Below are 17,088 nucleotides of genomic sequence, written 5' to 3' on the forward strand. Positions count from 1 at the left end.
ATGGCGGTACGTGCGGCAGTGGCCGGAGCGAGTGGGTACGCGGGCGGAGAACTGCTGCGTCTGCTCCTGGCACACCCCGAGGTCGAGATCGGCGCCCTGACCGGCAACTCCAACGCGGGGCAGAAGCTCGGTGCGCTCCAGCCGCACCTGCTGCCCCTGGCCGGCCGAGTGCTCCAGGAGACCACCCCGGAGGTCCTCGCCGGCCACGACGTCGTCTTCCTCGCGCTGCCGCACGGGCAGTCCGCCGCCGTCGCCGAGCAGCTCGGCCCGGACGTGCTCGTCGTCGACATGGGCGCCGACTTCCGCCTGACGGACGCCGCCGCCTGGGAGCAGTTCTACGGCTCGCCGCACGCCGGAACCTGGCCCTACGGCCTTCCCGAACTGCCGGGCGCCCGCGCTCGGCTTACGGGGTCCAAGCGCATCGCGGTGCCCGGTTGCTACCCGACCGCCGTCTCGCTGGCCCTGTTCCCTGCGTACGCGGCAAGCCTCGCGGAGCCCGAGGCCGTGATCGTGGCCGCGTCCGGCACGTCCGGCGCGGGCAAGGCGCCCAAGCCGCACCTGCTGGGCAGTGAGGTCATGGGGTCGATGTCCCCGTACGGCGTCGGCGGCGTGCACCGGCACACCCCCGAGATCACCCAGAACCTCAGCGCGGCCGCCGGCGCTCCGGTCTCCGTGTCCTTCACCCCGACCCTCGCGCCGATGCCGCGCGGCATCCTCGCCACGTGCAGCGCCAAGGCCGCCGACGGCGTCACGGGCGAGTCGCTGCGCGCCGCCTACGAGAAGGCCTTCGCCGACGAGCCGTTCGTGCACCTGCTGCCCGAGGGCCAGTGGCCCGCCACGGCGTCCGTCTACGGTTCGAACGCCGTTCAGGTGCAGGTCGCGCACGACGCGGCCGCCGGACGGATCATCGTGATCAGCGCCATCGACAACCTCACCAAGGGCACCGCGGGCGGTGCCGTCCAGAGCATGAACATCGCCCTGGGTCTCGACGAGACCACCGGGCTGACGACGATCGGAGTTGCGCCGTGAGTGTGACGGCAGCAAAGGGATTCACGGCGGCGGGCATCGCCGCCGGGATCAAGGACAACGGCAACCCCGACCTGGCCCTCGTGGTCAACACCGGCCCCCGCCGCGCCGCCGCCGGCGTCTTCACCTCCAACCGTGTGAAGGCCGCCCCGGTCCTGTGGTCCGAGCAGGTGCTGAAGAGCGGCCAGGTGTCCGCCGTCGTCCTCAACTCCGGTGGCGCCAACGCCTGTACGGGCCCCAAGGGATTCCAGGACACCCACGCCACGGCCGAGAAGGCCGCCGAGGTCCTCGGGCGGGGCGCCATCGAGGTGGCCGTCTGCTCGACCGGCCTCATCGGTGTCCTGCTCCCCATGGACAAGCTGCTCCCGGGCGTCGAGACGGCCGCCGCCCAGCTCTCCGAGCACGGCGGTGAGAAGGCCGCCATCGCCATCAAGACCACCGACACCGTCCACAAGACGTCCGTCGTCACCAAGGACGGCTGGACCGTCGGCGGCATGGCCAAGGGCGCGGGCATGCTCGCCCCCGGCCTCGCCACCATGCTCGTCGTCCTCACCACCGACGCGGACCTGGAGAACGACGTCCTGGACAAGGCCCTGCGCGCGGCCACCCGGACGACCTTCGACCGGGTCGACTCCGACGGCTGCATGTCCACCAACGACACGGTGCTGCTGCTCGCCTCCGGCTCCGCCGAAGTCACCCCCGAGTACGAGGAGTTCGCCGAGGCCGTACGGCAGGTCTGCGACGACCTCGGCCAGCAGCTGATCCGGGACGCCGAGGGCGCCAGCAAGGACATCAAGGTCGAGGTGGTGGGCGCCGCGACCGAGGACGACGCCGTCGAGGTGGGCCGCTCCATCGCCCGCAACAACCTCCTCAAGTGCGCCATCCACGGCGAGGACCCCAACTGGGGCCGCGTGCTCTCCGCGATCGGCACCACGTCCGCCGCCTTCGAGCCCGACCGGCTCAACGTCGCCATCAACGGCGTCTGGGTATGCAAGAACGGCGGGGTCGGCGAGGACCGCGACAAGGTCGACATGCGCTACCGCGAGGTGCACATCGTCGCCGACCTCGCCGCCGGGTCCGAGACCGCCACCATCTGGACCAACGACCTCACGGCCGACTACGTCCACGAGAACAGCGCGTACTCGTCATGAGCAGTGGAGCGACGCGCAAGCACACCGCCCTGCCCAAGGCGCAGATCCTCATCGAGGCGCTGCCCTGGCTGGTCCGGCACAACGGCAAGACGGTCGTCATCAAGTTCGGCGGCAACGCCATGATCGACGAGGACCTCAAGGCCGCCTTCGCGAAGGACGTGGTGTTCCTGCACCACGCCGGCCTCAAGCCCGTGGTCGTGCACGGCGGCGGCCCGCAGATCAGTCGGGCCCTCGATCAGCACGGCATCGTCAGCGAGTTCAAGGCCGGCCTCAGGGTGACCACCGAGGACGCCATGGACGTCGTCCGCATGGTGCTGGCCGGGCAGGTCCAGCGCGAACTGGTCGGGCTGCTCAACCAGCACGGGCCGCTCGCCGTCGGCCTGACCGGCGAGGACGCCCACACCATCACCGCCACCAAGCACCAACCCGAGATCGACGGCGAGCTGGTCGACATCGGGCGCGTCGGTGAGATCACCGCGATCGACACGGGCGCGATCGAGGCCCTGCTCGCCGACGGCCGCATCCCGGTCGTCTCCTCGATCGCCCGCTCCCAGGACGACGGACATGTCTACAACGTCAATGCTGATACGGCGGCTGCGGCACTCGCTGCTGCACTGGACGCCGAAACCCTCATGGTCCTCACGGACGTGGAGGGACTCTACGAGGACTGGCCGCACAGCGACGAGGTGATCAGCCGCCTCACCGCGACCGAGCTGGAGCGGCTGCTGCCGGACCTGTCGTCCGGCATGGTGCCGAAGATGGAGGGCTGCCTGCACGCCGTGCGCAACGGCGTCACCACCGCCCGCGTCATCGACGGCCGGGTCCAGCACTCGATCCTGCTGGAGATCTTCACCGACGAGGGCATCGGCACGATGGTCGTGCCCGACGAGCACGAGGGGGACGCCGTATGACCGCGCAGCAGGAGTACGCCGGGCGGTGGCAGGGCGCGCTCATGAACAACTACGGCACCCCACTGCTGCCCCTGGAGCGCGGCGCGGGCACCAAGGTGTGGGACGCCGACGGCAATGCGTACCTCGACTTCGTCGGCGGCATCGCCACCAACGCCCTCGGCCACGCCCACCCGGCGATCGTCGAGGCCGTCAGCCGGCAGATCGGTTCCCTCGGCCACATCTCCAACTTCTTCATGGCCGAGCCGACCGTCGCCCTCGCCGAACGGCTGCTCACCCTGTTCGGCCGGGACGGCAAGGTCTTCTTCTGCAACTCCGGCGCCGAGGCCAACGAGGCCGCCTTCAAGATCGGCCGGCTGACCGGGCGGACCCACATCGTGGCCACCGAGGGCGCCTTCCACGGGCGGACCATGGGCGCCCTGGCGCTGACCGGCCAGCAGGGCAAGCGGGAGCCGTTCCTGCCCCTGCCCGGCGATGTCACGCACGTGCCGTTCGGCGACGCGCAGGCCCTGGCCGCCGCCGTCACCGAGGAGACCGCGCTCGTCATCATCGAGCCGATCCAGGGCGAGCTCGGCGTCGTCGTCCCGCCCGCCGGTTACCTCAAGGCGGCCCGGGCCATCACGGCGGCGACCGGGGCGCTCCTCGTCCTCGACGAGGTGCAGACCGGCATCGGCCGGACCGGGCACTGGTTCGAGTACCAGGCCCACGAGGGCGTCCTGCCCGACGTCGTCACCCTCGCCAAGCAGCTGGGCGGCGGCCTGCCGCTCGGCGCGACCGTCGCCTTCGGGCGGGCCGCCGACCTGCTCCAGCCCGGCCAGCACGGCACGACCTTCGGCGGCAACCCCGTGGCCTGCGCCGCCGGGCTCGCCGTCCTCGACACCATCGCGAACGAGGGGTTGCTGGAGAACGTCAAGCGGCAGAGCGAGAGGTTGCGGGACGGAATCGAGGGCCTCGGCCATCAGTTGATCGATTTCGTCCGGGGTACGGGACTCCTCCTGGGTATCGTGCTCACCGAGCCGCTGGCGCCCCAGGTGCGCGAGGCGGCTCAGGAGGCCGGATTCCTCGTGAACGTGCCCGCCCCCGACGTCGTACGGCTGATGCCGCCGCTGAACCTGCGCGACGACGAGGTGGACGCGTTCCTCGGGGCGCTGCCCGGCATCCTCCAGGCAGTGAGCGGGGACGGACGATCCGGGGAATGAGACGACGATGAGTCAGGCGCAGGACCACGAGCAGCCGGGGGCGAACGGGCCCGCCGTGCCGCAGACCCGCACCGCCCGCCACCGCCGGATCGTGGACATCCTCAACCGGCAGCCGGTCCGGTCGCAGAGCCAGCTGGCGAAGCTGCTCGCCGACGACGGGCTGAGCGTCACGCAGGCCACGCTCAGCCGGGACCTGGACGAGCTGAACGCGGTGAAGATCCGCAACGCCGACGGCGACCTGATCTACGCGGTGCCCAGCGAGGGCGGCTTCCGTACGCCCCGGGCGCCGCTGGGCGGGTCGGCGAAGGAGGAGCGGATGCGGCGGCTCTCGCAGGAGCTGCTGATCTCCGCGGAGGCCTCGGCGAATCTCGTGGTGCTGCGTACTCCTCCGGGGGCGGCGCAGTTCCTGGCCTCGGCCATCGACCAGGCCGAGCTGCACGACATTCTGGGGACGATCGCCGGTGACGACACGCTGATGTTGATCAGCAGGAACCCCGACGGGGGACAGGCACTGGCCGATCATTTGCTGAGGTTGGCACAGAACGGGCACTAGCTAGGGGTTGTCGTTCGTCTGCGGGCGCGCTGCGGCTGGTCGCGCTGTTCCGCGCGCCCCTTCAGGGCGCTGACCCAGCTGTGGGCATGTGTGGCCGTATGGGTGCCGGTGGTGGGTGTGTGCGGGTGCGTTGTGGCTGGTCGCGCTGTTCCGCGCGCCCCTGGGTCGGGTCCGCTGCGGGCAGTCGTGCCGCCAGGGCGGCACGGGTGGGCGTGGGGGTCGCCCGTGCTCGAGCGAGCCGAGAGCTTGGGGGAGGCGCCCCGCCACGCCGGGCTGCGGACCCACCCGCCCCAGCCAGAACTCACCCCAGCCGTGCCGCCAACCCGCCGGTGCAACGCACCTCGTCCCCGGCCGTGATCAGCAGCGCTTCCACGTCCGGCAGCGACTCCAGCCACGCCAGGCCCTCCCGCGAGCCCATCGCGAACGCGGCCGTCGCCCAGCAGTCCACCCACGTCAGCCGGGGGCCCACCACCGTCACGGCGACCAGGTCGGTCACGGCGGAACGCCCCGTACGGGGGTCGACTATGTGGTCCCCGCGCTCCGCCGTCCCGGACGTGGCCACGGACAGTTCCTCCGCCCCGGCCGCCGAGACGACCGCCGCGAGACCCCCCGGACGCAACGGGTCGGACACGCCCACGCGCCACGGTCGCTGCCCACCCGGTGTCCCGAGCAGTTGCACATCGCCGCCGCCGTTCAGGTTCACCCCGCACACCCCGGGCACCTCCGCCAGCAGCCGTGCCGCCCGCTCGACCGCCCAGCCCTTCACGATGCCGGTCGGATCGAGGCGGCCCTGGTACGACGTGCTGAACCAGCCGTCGCTCAGCCGCTCGGCCTCGGCGGCCAGTTCCAGCACCTCGGCGACCTCGGGATCGCACTGCGCGACGGTCACCTCACCGCGCTGCAGCCGTGAGATCTGGCTGTCCTCGCGGTACGTGCTGAACACCTCGTCGACCCGGTGCAGCCCGGCCACGGCCTCGTCCAGGGCCGTGCGCACGGCGGCCGGTTCCCCGCCGCGGACGTCGAAGGAGAAGACGGTCCCCATCGTCTCCTCGGCATGACGTACCGCGGCGGGAGCCTGTGCGGAGTCGGCCACCGTGTCAGCCACCGGCCTGGTCCAGCGCGGACTGGAGGGACTGCTTGTAGCCCGCGCTGGTGTACGTCGCCCCGGACACGGCGTCGATCTGCGCGTTCCCGGCCGCCACGGCCGCCTGGTTGAGGCGGGGGACGGAGGAGGAGGTGATCTGGTCGCTGCGGCCGCCCTTGGGGGCCTGGACCGCCTCGGCCTTGGTGATCTTCCCACCGGCGACGGTCACCCGCACCTGCACCGGCCCGTACTGCGTCTGCGCCACGCTGCCGGTCAGCGTCTGCGTCGCCGCCTGGCCGCCCCCCGAACCCGCCGCCTGCGAGGAACCGCCCTGGGCCGGCGCCTTGTCGAGCGCCGACTGGAGCGACTTCTTGTACCCGGCGCTCGTGTACGTGGCGCCCGAGACCGCGTCGATGTCCGCGGTTCCGGCCGTCACGGCCGCCTGGTTGAGGCGGGGGACGGAGGAGGAGGTGATCTGGTCGCTGCGGCCGCCCTTGGGGGCCTGGACCGCCTCGGCCTTGGTGATCTTCCCACCGGCGACGGTCACCCGCACCTGCACCGGCCCGTACTGCGTCTGCGCCACGCTGCCGGTCAGCGTCTGCGTCGCCGCCTGGCCGCCCCCCGAACCCGCCGCCTGCGAGGAACCGCCCTGGGCCGGCGCCTTGTCGAGCGCCGACTGGAGCGACTTCTTGTACCCGGCGCTCGTGTACGTGGCGCCCGAGACCGCGTCGATGTCCGCGGTTCCGGCCGTCACGGCCGCCTGGTTGAGGCGGGGGACGGAGGAGGAGGTGATCTGGTCGCTGCGGCCGCCCTTGGGGGCCTGGACCGCCTCGGCCTTGGTGATCTTCCCGCCGGCGACGGTCACCCGCACCTGCACCGGCCCGTACTGCGTCTGCGCCACGCTGCCGGTCAGCGTCTGCGTCGCCGCCTGGCCGCCCCCCGAACCCGCCGCCTGCGAGGAACCGCCCTGGGCCGGCGCCTTGTCGAGCGCCGACTGGAGCGACTTCTTGTACCCGGCGCTCGTGTACGTGGCGCCCGAGACCGCGTCGATGTCCGCGGTTCCGGCCGTCACGGCCGCCTGGTTGAGGCGGGGGACGGAGGAGGAGGTGATCTGGTCGCTGCGGCCGCCCTTGGGGGCCTGGACCGCCTCGGCCTTGGTGATCTTCCCGCCGGCGACGGTCACCCGGACCTGCACCGGCCCGTACTGCGTCTGAGCGACATCGCCCGTCAGCGTCTGCGCGCCGCCCGAACCCTGCTGCGCTCCGGCCGACGCCTTCGCCTTGTCCAGGGCCGACTGGAGCGACTTCTTGTAGCCGGCGCTGGTGTACGTCGCCCCGGAGACCGCGTCGATGTCCGCGCTCTGCGCCGCCACCACGGCTTGGTTCAGGCGCGGCACCGAGCTGGCGGTGATCTGGTCGCTGCGGCCGCCCTTGGGGGCCTGGACCGCCTCGGCCTGGGTGATCTTGCCGTTGCTCATGGTCAGGCGGACCTGCACCGCGCCGTACTGCGTCTGCGCCGCGTCACCGGTGACCGCGCCGTTCACGCCGCCCTGCGGTGCCTGCCCGGCCGCCGCGGGCGGTGCCTGCCCCGCCGCCTGGGCGGACCCCGGGTCGGAGGCCGGCTTCAGGGACAGCAGCAGCACGATCCCGGAGACGGTGGCTGCGCCGGCGAGCACGGCACGCCGGACGGGGTGAGACTTCCTCATCGTTTCCCAAACTCCTGAAGGGCCGTTGGTGTCCCGTCGCTCACATCTCGAACGACTCGTGATGGATGCGGCGGGCGGGTACTCCCGCTCCGCGCAGTGCCTCGTAGACCGACTGCGCGAAGCCGGGCGGCCCGCACATGAAGACGTCGTGGTCGTCGATGTCCGGGATCTTCCGCTGGAGTGACTCCGCGGAGATGTCCGGGCGTTCCCCCTCCGGGCTGTTGACCGCGTACATCAGCCGGGCACCGCGCTCGTCGGCGATCTTGGCGAGCTCGCCCCACAGCGCCAGGTCCTGAGTGGTGTTGGCCCGGTAGAGGAGGGTGATGTCGCCGGACGCGCCCGGCAGCGTCTCGAACAGCGCCCGCATCGGTGTGATGCCGACACCTCCCGCGACGAGCAGCACCTTGCCGCGGCTGCGGCGCTGCGCGGTCATCGCGCCGTACGGGCCCTCGGCCCACACCTTGGTGCCGGGCTCGAGATCCCGCAGCCGGGAGGTGTGGTCACCGATCGCCTTCACCGTGATGCGCAGCATGTCCGGGCGGGGCGCCGCCGACAGCGAGTACGGGTGCGAACTGAAGCGCATGCCCGGCGCCTTGAACCGCCAGCGGAAGAAGTGCCCGGCCTCCGCGCCCATCCGGTGCAGCTTGCGCCCGCTGATCAGCACGGACACGATCCCCGGGGTCTCCTCGATGACCGCCGCGACGCGCATGCGGTGCCGCAGGTTCAGCCGGATCGGGGTGAGGATGCGGTACCAGACGACCAGCGCGGTCACCACGCCGTACAGCCCGTACCAGAACGTCTTCGCGGCCGGCTCGACGGCGAACTCGTTGCCGGTCGTGATCTGGTGCCAGAACGTCATGTACACCGAGGCGTACGTGAGCAGGTGCACGTGGTACCAGGTGTCGTAGCCGATCAGGCGGCGCACCCCGCCGATCGACAGGATCCCGATGAGGAACAGCAGGCCCGTGCCGATGGCGGCCTTGCCCATGTCCGGCAGCTGGTTGATGGAGTCCGTCGTCTGCTGGACGATGTCGCCGAGTCCCTTGCCCGCCTGGAGCGCGTAGCCCCACATGGTGAGGAAGACGTGGGCCAGCACCAGACAGAGCGTGTAACGGCCGGTCATGGCGTGCCAGCGCGCCACCCGGTCGGTGCCCACCCGGCGCTCCAGCGCGGGCACCCGGGCCATCTGGAGCACCACCAGCGCCATGAGGTAACCGGCGAGCAGACCGGTGATCCGGCCCGCGGCCAGGATCTTGCTCGTGTCGTCGGCGAGGGACGGTGTGTTGTCCCACCACAGCCACAGCACGGCCGCCGCACCGGCCCACAGGGCGATCAGCAGCGGAACGGCGGGGGAGCGGCGCGGGCGGATGCGGCGCATCGTCTGGCGGCGGGCGGCACGTCCGCCTGCGAGCGTGGTGGTCACGGTTCCTCCGTGGGGACTTGACCCTTGGCCCACAGATACGGACCGCGACACGGGAGTGTTCAGTCGTGCACCGAGTCGCGTGCGGACGGGCGTGACCGCTGGTCACGCTCACCCGGCCCCGCACCGTTCACAGGCGGGTGACGGCCGTGCTCCCGCTCTGCGTGCCCACGGCGATGTGCGGCCGCCGCGCGGGGTCGGCCCACCCGAGGATCCGCCGCATCGCCTTCTCGGACACGGAGACACAACCGGCCGTCGCCCCCCGCCCGTGGACATGGAGGAAGATGCCCGCACCGCGCCCCCGCACGGGCCGCTCGTAGTTGAAGCCGATGACGAGCGCGTGCGCGTACTGCGCGGCGTAGGTGATCAGGTGCTCGGACTCGGCGGCCCGGCAGTCGGCCGCACGCGGCTCGCTCCAGCGGTTGTAGGACCGGGAGTCGTTGTCCTGGCACCACCAGGAATCCCGGTGCACCCGGCGGTAGGCGTACGCCGTCCCGCGCGGCGCGGCCTTGATGCCGAAGGCGTACGGCAGGTCGTAGAGGCCGGTGGGCGTGGTGTTCGTGCCCTGCTTGCGGGTGGCGCCCGCGGCGAGTCCGTTCGCTCCGAAACGGGCGGGTGCGGAGCCCCTCTTCACCCAGCGCCCGTCCTCGCGGTCCCACCAGGTGACCGTGCCCGTCGTCGAGGCCCGCTTCGGGGCCACCGCGGTGATCAGCTGGGTGCCGCCGCCGGTGTGGGCCATCCGGGCCGGCAGTGGTGGCGAGGGGGCGCCCGGACCGGCGCCGAGCACGATCAGGGAGGAGACGGCGAGGGCGACGGCACCGGGGCGCATGCCTCAGACGGTAGAGGGCGGCAGCGGCAACGGCAGCCCGGGTAGTCCGTCCAGGCTGGTGGCGATGTGCTCCTTCTTGCTGAAGTACGCGCTGAGCGAGGCGTCGTCCTCCCGGGCGAACCGCTTGCCGTGCAGGTCCCGGTCCTCCTCGTACGCCATGAACGGGACCCCGTAACCGCACGTGTCGCGGACGAGTTCGGCGGTGACGACGATGATCGCGCGCAGGCCGTGCTGAGCCGGGTCGATGTCCGGGAAGTGCGCGAGCAGTTCCCCGAAGCGGGGATCGTCACGGAAGACCGGCTCGCCCCTGCCGTGCACGCGGACGATGTTCGGCGGGCCCTGGAAGGCGCACCACATCAGGGTGATCCGCCCGTTCTCCCGCAGATGGGCGATGGTCTCGGCGTTGGAACCGGCGAAGTCGAGGTAGGCCACCGTGAGCTCGTCGAGCACCGCGAAGGAGCCCGTGAGGCCCTTGGGGGAGAGGTTGACGGTGCCGTCGGCGGCCAGGGGCGCGGTGGCGGTGAAGAAGACCGGCTGTGCCTCGATGAAGGTGCGGAGCCGGCCGTCTATGCGCTCGTGTGTCTTTCCCATGTCGAACGATTATGGCCGCAGATCTTTCGACCGTCTAAGGAATTGCGGGGTCCGGTCACCTCTGCCGGACCCCGCGCGGACGTCTGCCGTGGCCGCCCCGGCCGGCGCTCCCACGGGGCGGCCACAGCGCCTGTCAGCTCACTTGTTGAGCGTGCAGGCGGCCAGGGAGTCCAGGCCCTGGGGCTTCGCGGCGGTGCGTCCGATGGCGGTGGCGATGCGGTTGACGGTCGAGACGCGCTTGTCCTTGAGGGGGCCGAGGATGGCGTTCTGGACGAAGTTGGGGCCGCCCTGGCCGACGGTGTTCACCAGGCGGGTGTTGGCTTCCCGGATCTGGGTGTCGAGGAGGGCGAGGTTGCGGTCGACCTCGGCCTTGGCGGAGGCGGGGACCGCCGGGAGCTTGGAGCGGACGTCCGGGCACGTGATCGTGCCGGCGGCGGCCTTGCCGGCATTGCCCGCGCTGCCGGCATTCCCTGCATTGCCGGCGTTACCTGCGTTGCCCGCGTTACCGGCGTTACCTGCATTGCCGGTGTTGCCGCCCGCCTGCGGCTTGCCGGCCGCGCCGCCGCCCGCGTTGGTGCCCGCGTTGGTGCCCGCGCCGTTCAGGGTGCAGCCGGCCAGGGAGTCCAGGCCCTGGGGCTTCGCGGCGGTGCGTCCGATGGCGGTGGCGATGCGGTTGACGGTCGAGACGCGCTTGTCCTTGAGGGGGCCGAGGATGGCGTTCTGGACGAAGTTGGGGCCGCCCTGGCCGACGGTGTTCACCAGGCGGGTGTTGGCTTCCCGGATCTGGGTGTCGAGGAGGGCGAGGTTGCGGTCGACCTCGGCCTTGGCGGAGGCGGGGACCGCCGGGAGCTTGGAGCGGACGTCCGGGCACGTGATCGTGCCGGCGGCGGCCTTGCCGGCATTGCCCGCGCTGCCGGCATTCCCTGCATTGCCGGCGTTACCTGCGTTGCCCGCGTTACCGGCGTTACCTGCATTGCCGGTGTTGCCGCCCGCCTGCGGCTTGCCGGCCGCGCCGCCGCCCGCGTTGGTGCCCGCGTTGGTGCCCGCGCCGTTCAGGGTGCAGCCGGCCAGGGAGTCCAGGCCCTGGGGCTTCGCGGCGGTGCGTCCGATGGCGGTGGCGATGCGGTTGACGGTCGAGACGCGCTTGTCCTTGAGGGGGCCGAGGATGGCGTTCTGGACGAAGTTGGGGCCGCCCTGGCCCACGGTGTCGACCAGGCGCTTGTTGGCTTCCTGGATCTGCGTGTTGAGCAGGGCGAGGTTGCGGTCGACCTCGGCCTTGGCGGAGGCGGGGACCGCCGGGAGCTTGGAGCGGACGTCCGGGCACGTGATGGTGCCGGGACCCGCCAGCGTCCGGGCGTTCTTGGCGCCGCTGTCGGGCGTCTCCCCGGCGAGGGCGAAGCCGGCGATGACCGTGCCGGACAGAGCCACCGCGGCGGCGCCGCCGATGAACGTGACGCGACGCTTGTTGTACTTCGGAAGAGCCCTGGACATGCGGATGCCTCACTAGGGGGTCGGAGTGTCGTCGGTGTCGTAACGCGGCGCCTGCGTTCGGCGAGAGGTACGGGTAAGCGGTTTCCCGCGTTCAAGGGATCTTCAAATTCCTTTCGCGTGACCGGAAACCGCCTGTCGGCCCCGCTGAATTGACGAATCATGCAGCGGTCTGCATACTCATGCATGAAGGTGAGGCACAACCACACCCCTTGAGGAGCGCGCAGGTGAGCAGCAACAGCGGTGACGTCCGGCTCTGGGGCGGCCGTTTCGCCGACGGTCCCGCCGAGGCTCTGGCGAAGCTGTCCGCGTCCGTCCACTTCGACTGGCGGCTCGCGCCGTACGACATTGCCGGTTCGCGTGCCCACGCGCGCGTGCTGCACAAGGCGGGCCTGCTCACGGAGGACGAGCTGACCCGCATGATCGCCGGTCTTGACCAGTTGGAGGCGGACGTCGCCGACGGCTCCTTCGTGGGCACGATCGCCGACGAGGACGTCCACACCGCCCTGGAGCGCGGCCTCCTGGAGCGCCTCGGCGCCGACCTCGGCGGCAAGCTGCGCGCGGGCCGCTCTCGCAACGACCAGGTCGCGACCCTCTTCCGTATGTACCTGCGGGACCACGCCCGGATCGTCGGCGGCCTGATCGCCGAGCTCCAGGACGCGCTGATCGGCCTCGCGGAGGCCCACCCCGACGTGGCGATGCCCGGCCGCACGCACCTCCAGCACGCCCAGCCCGTCCTGTTCGCCCACCACGTCCTGGCCCACGTCCAGTCCCTCTCCCGTGACGCGGAACGGCTGCGCCAGTGGGACGCCCGCACGGCGGTCTCGCCCTACGGCTCGGGCGCCCTGGCCGGCTCCTCCCTCGGGCTGGACCCGGAGGCGGTGGCCAAGGACCTCGGCTTCGAGCACGGCTCGTCCGGCAACTCCATCGACGGCACGGCCTCCCGGGACTTCGTCGCCGAGTTCGCCTTCATCACGGCGATGATCGGCGTCAACCTCTCCCGGATCGCCGAGGAGGTCATCATCTGGAACACGAAGGAGTTCTCCTTCGTGACCCTGCACGACGCGTTCTCGACGGGCTCGTCGATCATGCCGCAGAAGAAGAACCCGGACATCGCGGAGCTGGCCCGTGGCAAGTCGGGCCGTCTGATCGGCAACCTCACGGGCCTGATGGCCACGCTCAAGGCCCTCCCGCTCGCGTACAACCGCGACCTCCAGGAGGACAAGGAGCCGGTCTTCGACTCCATCGACCAGCTGGAGGTCCTGCTCCCGGCCTTCACCGGCATGATGGCCACCCTCACCGTCCACCGCGAGCGCATGGAGGAACTGGCCCCGGCCGGCTTCTCCCTCGCCACGGACATCGCCGAGTGGCTGGTCAAGCAGGGCGTGCCGTTCCGCGTGGCCCACGAGGTCGCCGGCGAGTGCGTGAAGGTCGCCGAGTCCGAGGGCAAGGAACTGGACGCCCTGACGGACGAGCAGTTCGCCAAGATCTCCGCCCACCTCACTCCCGAGGTGCGGACGGTCCTGAACGTCCCCGGCGCCCTCGCCTCCCGCAACGGCAGGGGCGGCACGGCCCCGAGCGCGGTCGCCGTCCAGCTGGCAGAGGTGAAGGCCGACGTGGCGGCCCAGCACGAGTGGGCGGTGGCCAAGGGAAGCGCCCTCTAGGCTGTTGCGAAAGCGGCGTCGTCGCACGGCAGGCGCCGCTTTCGCAGCAGACCCTGGGGGCGCGGGGAACTGCGCGACAAGCCACGACGAACCCGCACTCGCCGAACCACCGCTCGAACCGAGCTCTGATCGCGAGCGCCGAAGGTCATCGCGGGTACGTTGGTCGGAAGCCGTACCGGACCCGACCGAACGGAGCTTGCGATGCCCTTCGCGCGACTGGCGACCGCAACGACCCCCACCTGCCACATCGGACTGGGCCTCGCCGCCGTGGGACGCCCCGGCTACATCAACCTCGGCCGGGACGAAGACCTCGGAGAGGACCGCAGCGTCGAAACGCTGCGCAACCGCACCCACGAACTCCTCGACTCCGCCTACGCCCAGGGCGTCCGCTATTTCGACGCGGCCCGCTCCTACGGCCGCTCCGAGGAGTTCCTCGCCGACTGGCTGAAGGACAGGCCCGGCCTCGACGACATCGTCGTGGGCAGCAAGTGGGGCTACACCTACACCGCCGACTGGTCCACCGACGCCGAGCAGCACGAGGTCAAGGACCACACCCTCGCCACCTACGAACGGCAGCGCGCGGAGAGCGACGCCCTACTCGGAGACCGGCTCGATCTCTATCAGATCCACTCGGTCACCCCGGACAGCCCGGCCCTGACCGACAAGGAACTGCACGCGAAGCTCGCGGAAGCCGCCGCGCAGGGCCTCACCGTCGGATTCTCCACCAGCGGCCCCGCCCAGGCGGACGCCGTCCGCGCCGCCCTCGCCGTGACGGTCGACGGCGAGCCGCTCTTCCGTACCGTGCAGTCCACGTACAACGCGCTGGAGACCTCCGCGGGCCCCGCCCTCGCCGAGGCGCACGACGCCGGACTCACCGTGATCGTCAAGGAGGGCATGGCCAACGGCCGGCTCGCCGGGCCGCACGCCCCGGACGCCGTGCGGGAGATCGCCGAGCGGACCGGGCTGGGCTGCGACGCTGTCGCCCTGGCCGTCATCCTGCGGCAGCCCTGGGCCGGTGTGGTCCTGTCCGGCGCTGCCACCACCAACCAGCTCGCCTCGAATCTGCACGCGGCGGTCGTCGACCTCGACGACGAACAGCTCGCCCGCCTCGGCGCGCTGGTGGAGGAGCCCCACGCGTACTGGGAGCGGCGCGCGCAGCTGCCCTGGCACTGATCACCCCGTCAGCCGCACCCACACGGCAGCCGTGAGTCACGCACTCCCCGAATGAGACATCCATGTCTCATATGGTCTAAGCTTGTCTCATGGCTGTCGATCCTGAGCACGTGCTGCGCGCCGCCGCGGCCCTGCTGACCCGCAAATCCACCGCGACCATGGACGAGGTCGCCAAGGCCGCCGGAATCAGCCGGGCCACGCTGCACCGGCACTTCGCCGGACGTGACGCCCTCGTCCGGGCGCTGGAGGCGCTCGGCATCGCGGAGTGTGAAGCCGCTCTGGACGAGGCCCGGCTCGACGAGGGCCCGGCGAGTGACGCCGTACGCCGACTGGTCGGGGCCATCGAGCCCGCCGCCGGACTGCTCGCGTTCCTCTACACCGAGAACCAGCTGTTCGAGGGCGAGGAACAGAACGCCGGCTGGGCCACGATCGACGACCGGATCTCCGCCCTGTTCCGGCGCGGCCAGCTCGGCGGTGAATTCCGCATCGACCTCACGCCCGCCTGGCTCACCGAGGCGCTGTACGGCCTGATGGCCTCCGGCGCCTGGATGGTGCACAGCGGCAAGGGCGCCCCCAAGGACTTCCAGCACATGATCGTCGAGTTGTTGCTCGGCGGCGCACTCAGAAGAGAGGAATCATGACCAGCACCCTGCAGCCGGCGAAGACCACCGAGGCGGTGGAGCGCCCGGGCCGCTGGCTCGCGCTCGGCGTCCTCGTGCTCGCCGTGCTGCTGGTGGCCGTCGACGCGACCGTCCTCGGTCTCGCGACCCCCTACATCAGCGAGGACCTCAAGCCCTCCGGCACCCAGCTGCTGTGGATCGGCGACGTCTACTCGTTCGTCATCGCCGGTCTGCTCGTCTCCATGGGCAGCCTCGGCGACCGGATCGGCCGCAAGCGGATCCTGCTGATCGGCGCGACGGCGTTCGGCGCGATATCCGTGTTCAACGCCTACGCCACGACACCCGAGATGATGATCGTCGCCCGGGCGCTGCTCGGCGTCGCCGGAGCGACCCTGATGCCGGCCACCCTCGCCCTGATCCGCAACCTCTTCCACGACCCGCGCGAACGCAGCCTCGCCGTCGGCGTCTGGGGCGCCACCGCCTCCGCCGGTACGGCGGTCGGGCCGATCGTCGGCGGGTTCCTGCTGGAGCACTTCTGGTGGGGCTCGGTCTTCCTGATCAACCTGCCCGTGATGGCCGTCCTGGTCCTCGTCGGGATCAAGCTGCTGCCCGAGTCGCGCACCGCGAACCCCGGCCCCTGGGACCTGGTCAGCGTCGTCCTGTCGCTGGTCGGCATGATCGGCGTGGTGTACGCGATCAAGGAGGCGGCCACCCACGGCTTCGGGTGGAGCACCCTGGCGGCGGGCCTGCTGGGCGCGGCCGCCCTGTACGGATTCGTACGCCGTCAGCTCAGGCTGCCGACGCCGCTGCTGGACATGCGGTTGTTCCGTCACCGCGGCTTCAGCGGGGCGGTGCTGGCCGATCTGCTGACCATCCTCGGTCTGTCCGGGCTGGTGTTCTTCCTGTCCCAGTACCTGCAACTCGTCCAGGGCAGGCGGCCCTTCGAGGCCGGGCTGGCCGAGCTGCCCGCGGCGATCGGAGCGGTGGTGGCCGGACTGATAGCGGGACGGGTGGCCCGGCGCTTCTCGGTGCGGGCCGTGGTCTCCGGCGGCCTCGCGGCGATAGGCATGGCTCTGGCCGCACTCACGGTGCTCGACCAATCCACCGGCTACCCGCTGCTCGGGACCGCGCTGCTGGTGGTCGGCGTCGGCGCCGGCTTCTCGTTCACCGTGACCGCCGACGTGATCCTCTCCAGCGTGCCGAAGGAGCACGCGGGCTCCGCGTCCGCCGTGTCCGAGACGGCGTACGAACTCGGTGCCGCGCTCGGTATCGCCGCGCTGGGCTCCATCGTGACCGGTGTCTACCGCGACTTCACCGGCCCCGCGGGCACACCGGCGGCGGCCCACGAGTCGCTGGGCGGCGCCGTCGAGGCGGCGGCGCACATGCCCGCCCACAGCGCCGCCACGATGCTGGACGCGGCCCGCACGTCCTTCGTCGACGGCCTTGCCCTGGCAGCAGGCGCAGGCGCGGCGGTCCTGCTGGCAGCGGCGGTGGCGGCGTGGTTCCTGCTGCGGGGCCAGAAACTGGAAGGCGGCACAACGGAACACGCATGAGCCCCACGCCTCAGGGGCGCGGGGAACTGCGCGAATCGGGCACAGGGTCCGACACGGTCACGCCCTGAAGGTCATGCCCTCGGGGGCGCGGGGAACTGCGCAAAGCGGGTACAGGGTTCCACAC

General features: G+C 71.4%; 14 protein-coding genes and 1 pseudogene. 9 read left to right on the plus strand and 6 right to left on the minus strand.

Translation table 11 applies throughout. The annotated features are described in order from the left end of the window. From argC to FDO69_RS06060, 5 genes are read left to right on the plus strand one after another with little or no spacing between them, the layout of a single operon-like run. Window positions 1–1,029, plus strand: a complete 1,029-nt coding sequence (argC, locus tag FDO69_RS06040; protein ID WP_104778704.1) for an N-acetyl-gamma-glutamyl-phosphate reductase — start codon at window positions 1–3, stop codon at window positions 1,027–1,029. After that, window positions 1,026–2,177, plus strand: coding sequence for a bifunctional glutamate N-acetyltransferase/amino-acid acetyltransferase ArgJ (gene argJ / locus FDO69_RS06045; RefSeq protein ID WP_104778705.1), 1,152 nt, complete (start codon window positions 1,026–1,028; stop codon window positions 2,175–2,177). Before argC ends, argJ begins: the two co-directional genes overlap by 4 nt. Continuing rightward, window positions 2,174–3,088, plus strand: a complete 915-nt coding sequence (gene argB, locus FDO69_RS06050) for an acetylglutamate kinase (RefSeq protein WP_104778706.1) — start codon at window positions 2,174–2,176, stop codon at window positions 3,086–3,088. Before argJ ends, argB begins: the two co-directional genes overlap by 4 nt. Beyond that, window positions 3,085–4,284, plus strand: a complete 1,200-nt coding sequence (locus tag FDO69_RS06055) for an acetylornithine transaminase (RefSeq protein WP_104778707.1) — start codon at window positions 3,085–3,087, stop codon at window positions 4,282–4,284. Before argB ends, FDO69_RS06055 begins: the two co-directional genes overlap by 4 nt. Before the next feature lie 7 nt (window positions 4,285–4,291). Beyond that, a complete protein-coding gene (locus FDO69_RS06060) occupies window positions 4,292–4,837 on the plus strand; it encodes an arginine repressor (RefSeq protein WP_104778708.1) in 546 nt (181 codons plus the stop codon). Window positions 4,838–5,138: 301 nt separating this feature from the next. Here FDO69_RS06060 and FDO69_RS06065 read toward each other — a convergent pair whose 3' ends face one another. The 6 genes and pseudogenes from FDO69_RS06065 to FDO69_RS06090 all read right to left on the minus strand — a co-directional run. Then, window positions 5,139–5,942: an FAD:protein FMN transferase gene (locus tag FDO69_RS06065; RefSeq protein ID WP_234387854.1), complete on the minus strand. Its 804-nt coding sequence runs from the start codon at window positions 5,940–5,942 to the stop codon at window positions 5,139–5,141. Next, window positions 5,935–7,626, minus strand: coding sequence for an FMN-binding protein (locus FDO69_RS42860; protein ID WP_104778709.1), 1,692 nt, complete (start codon window positions 7,624–7,626; stop codon window positions 5,935–5,937). The genes FDO69_RS06065 and FDO69_RS42860 overlap by 8 nt, the downstream gene beginning before the upstream one ends. Before the next feature lie 40 nt (window positions 7,627–7,666). Next, window positions 7,667–9,049 (minus strand): ferredoxin reductase family protein, encoded by a 1,383-nt coding sequence (locus FDO69_RS06075; protein ID WP_167526531.1) that lies wholly within the window; start codon window positions 9,047–9,049, stop codon window positions 7,667–7,669. A 127-nt stretch (window positions 9,050–9,176) separates the two neighbouring features. Next, window positions 9,177–9,875 (minus strand): L,D-transpeptidase family protein, encoded by a 699-nt coding sequence (locus FDO69_RS06080; RefSeq protein ID WP_104778710.1) that lies wholly within the window; start codon window positions 9,873–9,875, stop codon window positions 9,177–9,179. Between the two features lie 3 nt (window positions 9,876–9,878). Next, entirely contained in the window at window positions 9,879–10,466 is a 588-nt protein-coding gene (locus FDO69_RS06085; protein ID WP_104778711.1) for a pyridoxamine 5'-phosphate oxidase family protein, read from the minus strand. Window positions 10,467–11,066: 600 nt separating this feature from the next. Then, a pseudogene (locus FDO69_RS06090) lies at window positions 11,067–11,957 on the minus strand (hypothetical protein); the annotation flags it as partial. Between the two features lie 224 nt (window positions 11,958–12,181). On the opposite strand from FDO69_RS06090, the gene argH reads away from it, so the two are divergent. The 4 genes from argH (at window position 12,182) to FDO69_RS06110 (ending at window position 16,964) form a co-directional block, all read left to right on the plus strand. After that, window positions 12,182–13,618, plus strand: coding sequence for an argininosuccinate lyase (argH, locus tag FDO69_RS06095; protein WP_104778713.1), 1,437 nt, complete (start codon window positions 12,182–12,184; stop codon window positions 13,616–13,618). Window positions 13,619–13,819: 201 nt separating this feature from the next. Continuing rightward, window positions 13,820–14,791, plus strand: coding sequence for an aldo/keto reductase (locus tag FDO69_RS06100; protein WP_104778714.1), 972 nt, complete (start codon window positions 13,820–13,822; stop codon window positions 14,789–14,791). An 89-nt stretch (window positions 14,792–14,880) separates the two neighbouring features. Further along, on the plus strand, window positions 14,881–15,432 hold the full coding sequence (locus FDO69_RS06105; protein ID WP_104778715.1) for a TetR/AcrR family transcriptional regulator: 552 nt from the start codon (window positions 14,881–14,883) through the stop codon (window positions 15,430–15,432). Then, window positions 15,429–16,964, plus strand: a complete 1,536-nt coding sequence (locus tag FDO69_RS06110; RefSeq protein ID WP_104778716.1) for an MFS transporter — start codon at window positions 15,429–15,431, stop codon at window positions 16,962–16,964. The genes FDO69_RS06105 and FDO69_RS06110 overlap by 4 nt, the downstream gene beginning before the upstream one ends. Window positions 16,965–17,088: the final 124 nt, after the last annotated feature.

The organism is Streptomyces tibetensis, from assembly GCF_007655005.1.
Taxonomy (GTDB): Bacteria; Actinomycetota; Actinomycetes; order Streptomycetales; family Streptomycetaceae; genus Streptomyces; species Streptomyces tibetensis.

What these genes read in the sequence shown, in the direction of transcription:
- argC (WP_104778704.1), top strand. Translation starts at nt 1, where the DNA reads ATGGCGGTACGTGCGGCAGTGGCCGGAGCGAGTGGGTACGCGGGCGGA.
- argB (WP_104778706.1), top strand. Translation starts at nt 2,174, where the DNA reads ATGAGCAGTGGAGCGACGCGCAAGCACACCGCCCTGCCCAAGGCGCAG.
- FDO69_RS06055 (WP_104778707.1), top strand. Translation starts at nt 3,085, where the DNA reads ATGACCGCGCAGCAGGAGTACGCCGGGCGGTGGCAGGGCGCGCTCATG.
- FDO69_RS06060 (WP_104778708.1), top strand. Translation starts at nt 4,292, where the DNA reads ATGAGTCAGGCGCAGGACCACGAGCAGCCGGGGGCGAACGGGCCCGCC.
- FDO69_RS42860 (WP_104778709.1), bottom strand. Translation starts at nt 7,626, where the DNA reads ATGAGGAAGTCTCACCCCGTCCGGCGTGCCGTGCTCGCCGGCGCAGCC.
- FDO69_RS06080 (WP_104778710.1), bottom strand. Translation starts at nt 9,875, where the DNA reads ATGCGCCCCGGTGCCGTCGCCCTCGCCGTCTCCTCCCTGATCGTGCTC.
- FDO69_RS06085 (WP_104778711.1), bottom strand. Translation starts at nt 10,466, where the DNA reads ATGGGAAAGACACACGAGCGCATAGACGGCCGGCTCCGCACCTTCATC.
- FDO69_RS06100 (WP_104778714.1), top strand. Translation starts at nt 13,820, where the DNA reads ATGCCCTTCGCGCGACTGGCGACCGCAACGACCCCCACCTGCCACATC.
- FDO69_RS06105 (WP_104778715.1), top strand. Translation starts at nt 14,881, where the DNA reads ATGGCTGTCGATCCTGAGCACGTGCTGCGCGCCGCCGCGGCCCTGCTG.
- FDO69_RS06110 (WP_104778716.1), top strand. Translation starts at nt 15,429, where the DNA reads ATGACCAGCACCCTGCAGCCGGCGAAGACCACCGAGGCGGTGGAGCGC.